The organism is Streptomyces sp. NPDC048623 (genome assembly GCF_040650755.1).
In the GTDB taxonomy this organism is placed as follows: Bacteria; Actinomycetota; Actinomycetes; order Streptomycetales; family Streptomycetaceae; genus Streptomyces.
In genome coordinates, this window is the sequence record NZ_JBEZHV010000007.1 from 57,318 (window position 1) to 70,211 (window position 12,894).

Annotated in this window: 5 protein-coding genes; all 5 read right to left on the minus strand. The window is 76.4% G+C overall.

What is annotated here, in order from left to right; all coding sequences use genetic code 11:
- Positions 1–37: 37 nt before the first annotated feature.
- On the minus strand, positions 38–2,011 hold the full coding sequence (locus AB0C73_RS12635) for a hypothetical protein (RefSeq protein WP_362528151.1): 1,974 nt from the start codon (positions 2,009–2,011) through the stop codon (positions 38–40).
- Positions 2,012–2,015: 4 nt separating this feature from the next.
- Positions 2,016–4,247, minus strand: coding sequence for a hypothetical protein (locus AB0C73_RS12640; RefSeq protein WP_362528154.1), 2,232 nt, complete (start codon positions 4,245–4,247; stop codon positions 2,016–2,018).
- The gene (locus AB0C73_RS12645; protein WP_362528157.1) at positions 4,244–6,901 is read right to left on the minus strand and encodes a hypothetical protein; all 2,658 of its coding nucleotides are present in this window, start codon (positions 6,899–6,901) and stop codon (positions 4,244–4,246) included. The genes AB0C73_RS12640 and AB0C73_RS12645 overlap by 4 nt, the downstream gene beginning before the upstream one ends.
- The gene (locus AB0C73_RS12650) at positions 6,898–10,206 is read right to left on the minus strand and encodes a tubulin-like doman-containing protein (protein ID WP_362528160.1); all 3,309 of its coding nucleotides are present in this window, start codon (positions 10,204–10,206) and stop codon (positions 6,898–6,900) included. The genes AB0C73_RS12645 and AB0C73_RS12650 overlap by 4 nt, the downstream gene beginning before the upstream one ends.
- Before the next feature lie 161 nt (positions 10,207–10,367).
- Positions 10,368–12,890: a vWA domain-containing protein gene (locus AB0C73_RS12655; protein WP_362528162.1), complete on the minus strand. Its 2,523-nt coding sequence runs from the start codon at positions 12,888–12,890 to the stop codon at positions 10,368–10,370.
- Positions 12,891–12,894: the final 4 nt, after the last annotated feature.

Below are 12,894 nucleotides of genomic sequence, written 5' to 3' on the forward strand. Positions count from 1 at the left end.
GGCGGAGCGGGGCGGCTCGCGGGTGGTACTCCGCGTGTCACGAGGTCACGATGGCGATCACCACCGACACCACGAGCAGCAGCAGGATCCCGCCGAGGAGCGCGAAGGCGAACCACCCGTCGTTCTCGTGCGGGACATCGGGGGCGGAGGACCGCGACGGCTCGCGGGGCGCGGCGGGTTGGGGACGGGGCTGGGACCGGGGGCGGGGCTGGGGCTGGGGCTGGGGCTGGGGTTCCGGCTGGGATTGCGGTGGGTGCGGCGGCTCCGGCCGGTTGCCCAGGTGGACCGCGGGCGGGATCGCCTCCCGAACGAGATCGCGCCACACGCGCTCGGGAAGGCCGGGGCGTTCCAGGGCGACGATCGCGCGGAGCACGGCCCGGCCCTCCGGCGCCGTGCGGACCGCGAACCGACACAGCAGGTCGCCGAGCCGGTCAGCGGCCGGATCGGCGCCCCGTATGCCGAGCAGCGGGCGCACCGCCCAGTCGTGCAGCGCGGCGGCGTCCGCGCCGCGCTGCGCGGCCGCGATCCACTCGTCGGCGAAGGGGTGGGTGACGAAGTACTCCTCGCCGATCACCAGGTCCCTCAGCTCGCCCTGCAACGGACGCGCCCAGCCGGGGAAGCGCCGTGCCGCCTCCTGCACGAGGGCCGTGGTGTCGGCGTACGAACGCCCCCGGTCCCGCAGCGCGGCCAGCAACTCCGCGTCCCCCGGCCCGGTGTTGTGCCCTCGCGCCCGCCGCCGTGCCCCGGGCACGAGCCCACGCCGGTTCCGCCGCGGCCCGCCCCACGCGGACCGGGGCGCCGGCTGCTCCGAGCGCTCCGGTACGGGGACGGACCCGGGTGCGGGTGCGGGTTCCCGTACGGGTACGGGTACGGGCGCGAGCACGGGCTTCCTCGCGCGTACGGGCTCGGGTTCGGCCTCCCGTACGGGCTCGGGCTCCGGCTCACGCCGTACCGGCGGGTCCGTCGGCGTCGCGGGCCTCGGCCGGCTCTGCGGGCGCGACTCCCGTTCCCGCTCACTCTCCCGGTCCCGCTCCCGCTCCTTCTCCCTCTCCCTCTCCCTCTCCCGACCGAGGGCGTACAGGGCGGCACGGGCGCATTCGAGGAGGGTGGCGTGGGGGCGATTGCGGTGGGCGGCGTCGAGGTGGGAGGAGACGGCGTACTCGCCGTCGCCCGCCGCGACGCCGCGCAGGTGGTGGGCGACGAGCCGGGCGGCGAGCGTCTCGGCCTCGTCGCCGAGGCGTTCACCCGGGTCGCTGCGGTGCCGGTCGGTGTTGCGGCTGGCCGCGCCCGCCCAGCGGCCGACGAACACGAAGTTGAGGTGGTTGCTCTCGGCCGTGTCGTGGGTGGCGAAGGACCAGCGGCGCTCCAGGAGGTCTCCGAACACGCCGTAGAGACCCCACAGCACGGGCAGGGCCGTGTCGCCGTGCTCGTCGAGGAACATGTAGCGACCGCCCTGGTGGCGCAGCAACTCCGCGACCGCGCCGCCGAGTTCGATCTCGACCCGGGCGAGGTCCGCGTCGAGCGCGCGGAGTCCCGCGTCGCGTGAGGCGATGAGCACGTTCTCGGGAATCCGGTCGAGCACCGCGCCGCGCACCCCGGCGAAGTCGAGGCGGGAGCCCTGCCACAGCCACTCGTGCAGGCCGAGGCAGGTCATCGGGTCGAGGAGGCCGGCGGGGCCGACCAGGGCATGGCAGATGGTGGCGGTGGAACCGCCGGGGTCGGTCCAGGGCATGCGGCGGATCAGCAGCGCCTCGGTCTCGCTCTGCATCCGGATCAGCGCGGTCCGGATCTCGTCGCCGCTGGCCCGCAGCAGCGGCCCGGCGACCCGGAACACGTCGGCCACATGGGCCCGGCGGCCGGACCAGGCGACCGGTCCGAAACCGGTGCTGCCGGTGGCGTTCGTGCCGTCCCAGCGGAAGACGATCTGGTCGACCAGCCCGTCGGCGGCGCCACCCGCGCCCGCGCCCCCGCCAGGTGTTGGATTCGTTCCCCTCGGTGCCGTCGGAGCCATCCGGTCAGTCCCTTCCTCGAAGCAGCCCGCACGCGGCGAAGACGGACAGCAGGGGTGCGAGCACCCGCCGGGGCCGGGCCCCGTGCGGGAACCGGTCGCCGCGGGCCTGCCCGCCGGTCGCGGCGACGAAGTGCAGGGTGCAGCGGGCGCAGTCGTCGAAGGGCCGCAGCCAGGCCTGGCTGGCGTGGTGGTCGAGGAACGCGTAGGCGTCGCGGCTCTCCGCCGTCTCCGCCGCCGCGTCGTACCGCCCGGGCAGCGCCCGGCCGAGCCACCGGTCCACGGCCGGTTCGAAGCGCATCAGATCGCTCTTGTTGACGGCGAGCGCCGCGGGCGCGGCGACCCGCCCGTCGGCGGCCCGTGGCAGCCGGTTGAGCACCGTCGTGAACGCCTCGTCGCCGAGGTCGCGGCGCGAGAGCCCGTACCGCCGGCGGACCGGGTCGAGGGCCGACATCCGCAGGGCGCGCAGCGGGTCGACGACGAACACGAAGGCGTCCACGCCCATCAGGAAGCTGGTCACCGGTCCGTCCTGGGCCAGGTCCTCGCCCGCGAGGTCGAAGAAGACGACCGGGCGCGGGGTGCGGCCGGGCGCGGCGACGAGCAGTCCGTCGGCGAAGCGGGCGAAGGTCTGCTGCCCGGTGCGGCCGAGCTGCCGCCCCTGCTGGAGGCTCTGTACCCGTTCGCGCAGATAGGTGCGGTGCGCCTCGGGGTTGAGCGGCAGGCACTTGAGCCCGTACGGCTCCAGGCCGCCGAGTTCGACCTCGCCGAGCATCGCCGCCATCAGATGCGTCTTGCCGACGGCGGAGCTGCCGACGAAGGCGATGGACAGCGGGCGTCCGTTGGTGAGGTAGGGGACGGGGAGTTCGTGCGCCTCGTCGTCCTCGCCGCTGTGCGGGCACAGGTGGTGGGCGGTGCGCAGCAGGTCCTGGCGGCGGGCGGGGCGGTGCTCGGCGGACAGGTCGAGCGGGATGCGGTTGCCCTTGTTGTCGATGGTGACGAGCAGGCGCTCGTCGTAGACGACGGGGAGCAGGCAGTGCGGGCAGGTCCGGGCCGGCGGCCCGCCCTCCGGCGGTTCCGCGGCCGGGTCGGAGGAGGAGCCGGGGTACGAGCCGGGGTACGGATCCGCCGGGCGGTCGTCGTCGGCGGCGGGCGGACGCTCCGGCGGCTCGCCGAAGAGCCGGGCGCGCAGTCCGCGCCGCGGCGGCGACCCCGGTACGGGACGCCTGTCCGGGTCGTCCAGGGCGTCCTGGGCGGCGCGCCGGGCCTCCCGGCGGCGGGCCAGCTCGGCGTCGTAGCGGGCCCGGCCGGCGGCGAGCGGGTCGGCGGTGCCGGCGGCGTGGGCGAGCGGATCGGGCAGCCGGAGCAGCCGGAGGAGTTCGGCGGGCGCGGGCCGGGCGGCGGCCGTCGCCGCGAACAGACCGCTCTGCGCGAGCGCGGCGAGCCGCCGGTAGTCGGCCAGGTCCTCGGGCGGCCCGTCGGCCAGGTCGGTGCGCCCGGGCGGGCCGGGATGCCCGGACAGGAGCAGATAGGCGATCCGGGCGAGCGACCAGAGGTCGTCGCGGGGGTCGGCGGCGCCGTGTCCCGCGCGCTGCTCGGGCGAGGCCCAGGGGGCGGTGCCGAAGGGCTCGCGGGGCTCCCCGGCGCGCAGCGCCGCGTACGGCTCGGCCAGGCGCACATGACTGCCGTCCCACCGTACGGTGTCCGGGCCGAGCGCCCGGTGCACAAGCCCGGTGTCGGCCAGGAGCCGTACGGCCAGGGCGAGTTGGCCGGTGATCCGCTGCTGCTCGTCGGCACCGAGACGGGGCAGGCACTCGGCCAGCGGGGCCCCGGAGGCACGCCGGTAGAGCACGAACGGCTCGGCGCAGTCGAGGTCGAAGCCGACGATCCGGGTGAACAGTTCGGCGAACTTCTCGTTCCCGTACCGCCGTTCGAGGACGACGGCGGCGGACACCTCCCGTTCGAGCAGCGTGTACGCGCGGGGGTCGGCCTGGGACGAGACCGGCAGCCGGAACTGGACGACGGGCCAGCCCGCCCCGAGTGTGACCGGGCGGGTCCTGAGGTGCGGCCGGCCGGGCGGGCGGGCGTCCTCGCCGTAGCGGACGGCGAAGCGCACCGGGTCCTCGTTCGGGGTGAGGAACTCCAGCTCCTCGTACGCCCCTTCGGGCTCCGGCCCGGATCCGGGTCCGGGTGTGGGTGGGGAGGGGGGTGGGGATGCGTCGGTGGGGCGCTCGGCGGTCATGGTGCTCCGTCCTCCTCTGCCCGGACCGTGTGCACGACGTCCGCGCGCAGCGGTACGAGGCGCAGCACGCCCGCGTGCCGGCCGGCGTCCGTCCACACGACGTCCTCGGTGGTGCCGCGCCAGATGTCGTCGCCGGTGGTGCCGCGGCGCATGGTCTCGGGCACGAACCGCACCCGGCGGACGGCGCCGGGTTCGTGGGAGAGCAGCCGCAGGTGTTCGGGCCCGCACAGGGGCACGGTAAGGCCCGGTTCGTCGTCGGCGGCGAGGAGCTTCGCCACGCCGTCCGGGGCGACTCCGGTGAGCCGGGCGGCGTCGGGCCGGTCGCCGCGCTCCCGCCCGGGCGGCGGGGACGCGGCGGCGTCGCGTTCGAGGCGCGCGCGGGTCTCGTCGAGCAGCGCGGTCATCGGCGCGTCGAGGGGCAGCCGTCCGGCGTTGCCGGGGTCGCGCTCGATCCCGGCCCAGCAGCCGCCGAGCAGCCCGGCGACCCCCTCGGCCAGGTCGCCGAGCAGGGTGTCGACCAGGGCCGGTCCCCCGTCGCCGTACCGCCGCTCCAGCCAGCGCGGCACGACGGCGGGACCGTGCCCGGGCGCGGGCGCGGGCGCGGGTTCCGCCGCCGGGGCGGCTGGGTCCGGTGGTACGGGTGCGGGTGCGGGCGGTGGTGGGGCCGCCGGGGCCGAGGCCGGTGGGGCGTCGGACCAGGCCGCGTCGGCCGCGTCACCGGGATCGGGCTCGGGATCGGGATCCGCCCACGCGCCGGTGACGGCGTCGGACCACGAACCGTCGGACCAGGCGCCGTCGTTCCAGTCGGCCGCTCCGGACGACCGGCCGGGGTTCCGGCCGGAGTCGCCCGCGCCCCCGCCGTCGCCCGGCCCGCCGCCGTCGGACCAGTCGTCCCAGTCCCAGCCGCCGTTCGCGCCCTGGCCGTACGCGTTCGCGTCCGGGCCCGGTCCCGCCGCCCCCGTCGTCGTACCGCCGTACGTGCCGGGGACGCCCGGCCCCTCGTACGCCTCCGCCGTCGTGGCGAGGCCGCGCAACAGCCGGGCCACCGCCCCGGCGCCGTCCGAGCAGTGGTGCCGTACGTCGGCGAAGAGCCAGTCGTGCACGGCGGCCGTGACGAGCAGCCCGTGGACCTCCCGCAGGGCGCGGTCGCCGTCCTCGGGATCGACGCGCTGCCACCAGTCGTCCACGCCACGGGTCCAGTCGCGCAGGGCGAGCAGCACAACCGCGGCGACGGCCACCACGAGCGCCGCCGCGGCGGCCCAGACCGGCGGGCCGAGGGCCTGGCCGAGGGCCGCTCCGGTGAGCCCGCCGACGACGCCGCCGAACAGCCGGGGCGCCGAGCCGGTGCTGCCGCCGCCGTCCAGGCGTCCGTCGGGCGAGCGGTTGGGGCGGCGGCGCAGCATGAGCAGCGCGAGCGCGGCCGCGAGCAGGCCGGCGACGGGGCCGAGCACCCAGCCCGCGCCCGGCCACAGGCCGGCGAGCAGCGCGAGGACTCCGGTGACGACGGCGGCGACGGAGCGCGCGCCGCCCGCCAGGAACGGCTGCTGCGCGGTGAGCCGGTCGAGGCGGCCGGGTCCGCAGACGGCGTCGAGCGCGGCGAGCCGGGCGGCGCTGCCGGCCGGCGCGGTGCGGGCGGAGAGGGCCGCGAGCCGGGCCGCGACCGAGCGCAGCGGAAGGCCGCCGTCCATCAGCTGCTGCGTGTGGTCGCGCAGGGCCGGAACGATGCCGGTGCGGGTGATCTCCCGGGGCATCTCGGGGAGTTGGACGCCCCGGTCGGCGAGGAGGCCGCGTTCCTCGACGGTGGGCCGGCTGCCACCGGCGAGCGCGAAGGCGTCGGCGACGGTGGCGCGGAAGCGGCGCAGGGCGCCCGCGAGCCGCTCGATGTCCCCGGGCAGGTCGAGGTCACGGCCCGCCGAGGTGAGCAGTCCGGCGGGGCCGCGCACCCGTTCGTAGCCGTCGAGGGCGTCGTCGAGGGCCTCCTTGCAGGCGCGCAGCTCGGCCCCGGCCCGCCCGCGGACGGGCAGCCACTCGTGCCCGGAGAGCGAGCGGGGCACCGACTCGTCGAGGAGCAGGGTGAGTTCGCCGGGGACGGTGCCGACCGTGCCGGCGGCGGGGACGTCGGGGCCGGTGAGCGCCTCGACGGCCTGCCGCCAGGCCCGGGCGCGCGCCTCGTCGCTCAGGTCGTGCTCCACGATCCGTACGGCGGGGACGGCGACGCCGCCCGCTACCCGGCCGAGGGCGCGGAGCACCGCGTCGAACACCTCCGGGGTGGCGAGGACTTCCACCAGGGGGCGCAGGGCGGCGGCGTCCGGGCCGCGGAAGCCGTCGAGCAGCCACAGCACCCCGGCGGCGGGGGGCCGCAGGGTGAGCGTGCGGCGCAGGGTCCGCTCGCCGGGCGCGCCGACGGCCAGACAGACCACCTGGGCGGGGCCGTAGGAGGAGAGGCGTTCGTGCAGGAGCTGGTGGCCGACGAGCCGGTCGGCGTCGTCGACGACCAGGAAGCGGCGCTCCCCAGGGGGTTGCGGTACGGCGAGGGCGCGGCGCACCGCGTCCTCGGGAGCGTGTCGGTCGTCCGGGTCGTACGCCTCGGCGCGCAGGTCGAGGCAGACGGCGTGGCCCGGGGCCGGCGGTACGGGGACGACGCTCGGGTTCACTCGTCCTCACCGTCCTGGTCGTCCCACGGGTAGCCGCCGTCCCAGCGCTCGGGCACGGCCTCCGGCGCGCGGGCCGGGGGCGGAACGGGAGCGGCAGCGGAAGGGGGCGCGGGAGCGGGCGAGGGGGCCGGCGCGGGCGCCGGGGCGGCGGCGGGGGGCCGGGGGGCCACAGAAGTGATGGACGGGGCGTGGCGCTCGTACAGCGCGCGGAGGTTCGGCCGGGTGGGCCGACCCGCGCCGGCGAAGCGCATCTCCAGGGCCGCCGGGTAGGTGACCTCCCAGAAGTCCCGCAGCGGCGCCAGCCATTCGGCGTCCTCCGGCCCGTACTCCTCGGCCATCTCCTCCAGACGCTTCCGCTGGAGCGGGGCGATCTCCTCGACGAAGCGGACGAAGAGCGGCGAGGGGCCGACGGGCGTGTGGGCGAGCCCCTTCGGCAGGGTCTGCATCAGGCGCCCGCAGAACTCCTCGATGATCTGCCCCTCGTCGAGCAGGGCCCACCGCTCGTAGGCCCGCAGCAGGCCCGCCCAGCTGGACAGCGCGCCGTCGAAGTCCTCCAGGCGCAGCGACATGGTCGCGCCGTCGCCCTCCTGGAGCCGGATCCGCACCAGGTGCGGGGAGCCGTCCGGGCCCTCGGTGTGGATGTGCCCGTTCCACATCGCGCACAGCAGCCGGTGCAGGATGCGCCGCCGGTCCTCCTCGGTGGAGACCAGCCAGTCGTCCTGGTGGCCGAGCCGCTGCCGCCAGTGCAGGAAGTCCTCCTGGCCGCCGGTGTCGCGGGCCTCGGCCCAGAGGGTGAGGACCGAACGCACCTCGGAGATGTCGGTGAGGTTCATGCCGCTGCGGAACAGCACCACGGTGATGGACTCGGTGTCGACCGCCCGGTACTCCTGGGTGGCGCGCGAGGGCAGGTTGAGCTCCTGGCGCAGATAGTCGGAGGCGCGGCCGTCGGCCTCGCTCGCCGGGTGCACGATGAGGATCTTCAGCGGGCCGCCGCCGTCCGGGCTGAAGCCGACCGGGAGGAGTCCGGCGAGCGCGGACCGGAACTGCTCGAGCCAGCGCCGGTCGACCTTGGACTCGGCGAAGTCGTCGCCTGCCGCCGCGCGCAGCAGCAGGCCCATCGAGGGCAGCAGCGGGCGGGTGAACCGGTCGTCGTTGGCCTCGCCGAACAGCTTCTTCACCCGGCGCTCGACGACCTGCTTGATCTCCTTGACGGCGGCGCCCGGCGAGGTCCGCACCGCGTCGAGGGCGCTGCGCCACTCCTCGGGGCGGAGCAGGCGTTCGAGCAGGCCGGCCGCGTCGGTGGCCTCGGGCAGGCCCTCGCTCTGCACGAGCCGGTCGAGCACGTCGTCGTAGAAGGCGCGCAGGCTGTTCTGCGGCGGCAGGAGGTAGGAGATGCCGGTGCGGTCGTCGCGGTAGAGCCTGCGGCGCTGGTCGGCGAACTGCTTGGCCTCGTTCTGCTCGTGGGCGCGCAGTCCCTTGGCGAGCTCGCCGAGCTCGTGCAGCACCTTGGTGAGCGCGGGCCGCCACTGGTTCTCGCCCACCTGCCAGGCCCGGTGCCACAGGGAGCGGGCCCGCCACTGGTACCAGGCGTCCTGGGCGGCGAGGGCGTCCTGCACGTCGGGGTCGCTCCAGCGTGCCGGTACGAGTCCGCCGGCGCCGCGCCGGATGTGCGGGATGGCGGGGGCGAGGTTCTGGACGTCCGGGGGCCGCTCGGCCTCGTTGCGCCGGTTGTCGAGCATGCCGGTGAAGCCGGCGGCGGCGACCCGGTCCGGGTGGCCGGGGTGCCCGTTGAGGACCGACTCGACGCGGAACGGGCTGAGGAAGGCGAGGAGTTCGCGCACCGCCGTGGCCGGCCTGAACTCCTCGGTGAGCCGGGGCACCTCGCGGGCCAGGTCCGCCTCAAGACGGCGCAGGGCGTCCTCCATGTCGCCGAGCCGGTTGCGCAGCTCCTGGGTGATCGCCCCCTTGCCCTTGGGGAGTTGCTCGGGCAGCGGCACGTCGGGGGCCTCGCGGGTCCACAGCCGGCCGATGCCGGAGCGGGTGAACATGTCCTGGACCTGGTTCTTGTCCTCCGGGCCTGCGCGACGGGCCTTGTCCTCCAGGCCGCGGACGGCCTGGGCGAGCAGCCGCGCGGCGACGATCTCGGCGAGGTCGTCGACCGGCACGGTGAGGGAGGCGGCCAGGCTGGTGGACATCCCCCGGTAGCCGATGCCGGTGCGGGCCGGGGTGGAGCGTTCGACGGCCTTGTTGATGAAGCTGGCCGCGAAGGACTGGTAGTCGTCCTCGGAGCGGCCGGCGGCGCCGGTCTCCTGACTGAGCTCGGTGCCGATCAGGGACATCACCATGGCGGTGATGGAGCGGCGCAGGTCCTCGGGGCCGATGACGGCGGGCTTGGAGAACAGGAACGCGGTCTGCACGGTGGACGGGCGCAGCGCGACCACCCCGTCGACCGGGTAGTGGACGCTGATCCGGCCGCGCTGCTCGACGTCGCCGACCTCGTCCAGGGCGTCCGGCACGTTCTGGTCGTCGACCAGGCGTGACAGGTCCACGAGGGCGCGGGCGGAGTTGAGTTCGGCCTCCCGGCCGCCGCCCGCCTCGGGCGGGAAGGCGGAGGGCATGACGACCAGCGGATAGATCTTGACGCCGGGCACCTTGCCCTTGCGGAACTCGTGGCCGATGAGGTGGATGAAGTCGTAGAAGATGCCGGCGCCGGTGCCGCCGGCGACGGAGAAGGCGACGAAGACGTCACAGCCGCGGATCCGGCTGCCGCCCACCCGCTGGAGGTCGCCGGCCGAGTTGCCGATCGCGCCGATCGCCTGGCGCAGCTGCCGGACGACCGGGTCGAGCCCGGAGCGCATGGTCGCGAACAGCGCCGCCCGGCCCACCGTGGGCAGCTGGCCGGCGCCGTTGTTCAGCGGCGCGACGCGCGGCTGCCGGGCCTGCGGAGGCAGCCACAGCCTCGTCTCCTCGTGCAGGGCGACCCGGAGCATCCGGGTGACCTCGGGCGAGGAGTCGTAGTCCGTGGGGAGCAGGTCGCGGATCATGTGGGAGGTGTGGGCGTAGGCGGCGCTCTCGGTGCCCTTGGCCTTGAACTGGGGCTGGCTGGTCAGCTCGGCCTCGCTGAAGTCCGCGTACACGAACTGCAGGCAGTCGGGCAGCTGGAACGGCAGCCGCCGCCCGCCGTCGACGAGTTCGGTGCCGTCGGGGCCGCACAGCTCGCGGCGCAGGCTGCGTTCGAGCTCGCTGCCGATGCGGCCGCCGGTGCCGCCGAGGCCCACGAACAGCATGGGCTGGTAGATCTTCATGTCGTCTCCCCTGGGGCCCCTGAGGACCTTTCGTTCGTACGTGCGTGGGGCGTCGGTCGTGGGTGTCGGGCGTGGGTACGGGTGCGGGGGCGGGTCCCGGTGCGGGGTGCGGGCGGCCCGGGCCGTCGGCCGGGCCGGTGGCTCCGGCCAGGGCTGGTGGGTCAGAAGTCCGGGTCCCAGCCGGGCGTCGTGGCGGTGGGCGCGCCCGGAGCGTCGGGACCGTGCGGGCCGCCCACCGGGGGCGGCAGGGCGTCGCCTCCCGGGGCGGACCCGCCGGGCCGGCCGTTGCGTCCCGGCCGGGCGAAGAGGCCGGTGCCTCCGCCGCCGCGGCGGGGTCCGGGAAGCAGCCGGCCGGCGGACGGTACGCGGCCGCGGGCCGGGCGGCGCCCGTCCCGGACGATCAGCTCGCACTCGTCCACGGCGACCGGCTCGCCCGGGCGTATCGGTGCCTCCCGGCCCCGGTGCGGGCGGAACAGGAGCGCGCCCGCGCCGGTCCGGCGCAGCCGGTGCCCGCTGCCGCCCCGGGCCCGCCGCAGGGTGGGCGCGGAGCCGCGCGGCTCGTCGACCCCGAACGCGTACTCCCCGCCCGGGCTCTGTCCGGCGCGCACGACCAACGTGTCCAGGACCCGTCCGTCCCGGTGCAGTTCGATCCGCACCCCGGTCAGGTCCTTCGTCCGCCGGCGCACGGCGATGCGGGCGGCGGCCACGGCGGCGAGCAGCAGCAGGACGGCGGCGGCGCCGACGACGTACGGCCACCAGCGGTCCCACCAGGTCGGCGGCGCCTCGACGCGGACGTCGAGGAAGACGGCGTCGAGCTTGGTGTCGCCGCGCTCGGTGTCCAGGACGACGAGCCGGCCGCCGAGTTCGCCGAGCGGTACGTCCCGGCCGACGGTGACGGTGAACTCGGCGCGGCCCGCCGGGCCGGGCCGGGCGACGACGGTCGCCGGGGCGATGGTGAGGCCGGACGCGCCCGCACCGGCGGCCTGTTCGTCCTCCAGGGCGAGGCGGAGGGTGTGCGGGGCGGTGTCGTGGTTGGTGAGGTCGACCCAGCCGCGCACGGTGTCGCCGGGGTGCACGGTGACCCGGTCGACCGAGACCTGGGCCTCCAGGAGCGGGGTGCCCCGGGTGACGGTGGTGTGGAACGGGCGCCGGTCGGAGGTGACGCCCGGCGCCGCCATGTCCGCGACGATCTCCAGGTCGCCGGAGGCGGTGGCGGGAATGGTGAGGCGGCCGGTGAAGCGCACGTCACCGGCCGCGCGGTCGGGCGCCCTGCCGTCGTCCGCGAGCCGGACGGTGACCGGGGCGAAGCCGCCGTCGCCGGTGAGCCGGGCGCTCACGGTGACGCCCTTCAGCTGGCGCGGGTCGGTGATGACGACGCCGCGCCGGGTCTGCATCCGCACCTCGACCACGGCCTCCTGGCCGGGGCGCGGCGCGACCGGGTCGAGGACCACGGCGGACCGCAGCCGGCCCTGCCAGATGGCCCGCACCGCGACCTCGCGGTCCCGGTGTCCCTCGGGGGCCTCGATGTGCACCTTCCAGCGGCCGGGCAGCGGGTTGCGGACGCGCAGCGCCTCGACCGGCCCGTCCGCGCCGCTGACCTCGAAGGACGAGCCGTCGAAGTCGCCGCGCGTGGGCACCGGCCGGTTCTGCGGGTCGAAGTAGGTGACTCGTACCTTCGGGTCGTGCTTGGCCACGGTGAGGGAGCCGTCGGTGGCGATCGGCGGGATGGTCACGAACAGGTCGGCGGGCGGCTTGCCGACGGTGCCCTCCGCGACGCTGGCGCAGCGGGCGGCGGCGAAGGCGTCATGGAGCGCCTTGTCGATCTCGCCGGAGCCGGCCACCACCCGCATCCGCGGGACGGAGCCGGGCACGTCGGAGCAGGCGCCCCGGTAGCCGCCCTCGGCCATCGCGGTGAGCGCGGCCCGGTCGATCTCGCCGCCGAAGCCCAGCGGCCAGATCTGCACCCCGGCGGCGCGGGCCCGGGCCAGTTCCTCGGTGAGCCGCCTCTCGCCGTTGGACTGGCGGCTGGACGCGTCGGTGCCGTACTCGGGGCTGTCGCTGACGTCGAGCCGCCCGTCGGTCAGCAGGAAGACCACCTTGGGCGTCTTCGCCGGGGCGGGTCCGCCCGCGGAGGCGTCCTCGGTGAGCCGGGTGACGGCCTGCCGGACGGCGGCCGGGAAGTCGGTGCCGGGGCCCAGCCTCTTCCGGTCGCGGCGGGTGAGCCCGGTGACGCAGTCGCTGAGGCGCTGGCGTCCGGCGGAGTCGACGAGGGCCAGCGGACACACCTCGTTCACCGGCGACTGGCCGGGCTGTTCGGAGCTGCCGAAGCCGATCACGGCGGCCCTGGACCGCGGGGAGATCTCGCCCTGGCCGATGAGCGCGGCGGCCTCGGTCTCCCGGGCCAGGTCCTGGTCGGCCAGGCTCTCCGACTGGTCGACGAGGACGACGAAGTCGATCGGTTCGACGTCCTCGGCGGGGTCGGCCGCCACCGCGCGCGCGGGCGCGGCGGACACCGCTCCGGCGGGCCCGCCGAGCGGCCCGGAGACGACGAGCAGCGCCCCGGCGAGCAGCGGCCCGCCGGTACGGACGCCGCGGCGCAGGCCCTGCCGGATCCGGCGCCGCAGGCCCGGCCGGGTGTTCGGCGGGGTCTTCCGCCGGAGGTTCGACAGCACGGTCACCTTCATGGGT

What these genes read in the sequence shown, in the direction of transcription:
- AB0C73_RS12635 (WP_362528151.1), bottom strand. Translation starts at nt 2,011, where the DNA reads ATGGCTCCGACGGCACCGAGGGGAACGAATCCAACACCTGGCGGGGGC.
- AB0C73_RS12640 (WP_362528154.1), bottom strand. Translation starts at nt 4,247, where the DNA reads ATGACCGCCGAGCGCCCCACCGACGCATCCCCACCCCCCTCCCCACCC.
- AB0C73_RS12650 (WP_362528160.1), bottom strand. Translation starts at nt 10,206, where the DNA reads ATGAAGATCTACCAGCCCATGCTGTTCGTGGGCCTCGGCGGCACCGGC.
- AB0C73_RS12655 (WP_362528162.1), bottom strand. Translation starts at nt 12,890, where the DNA reads ATGAAGGTGACCGTGCTGTCGAACCTCCGGCGGAAGACCCCGCCGAAC.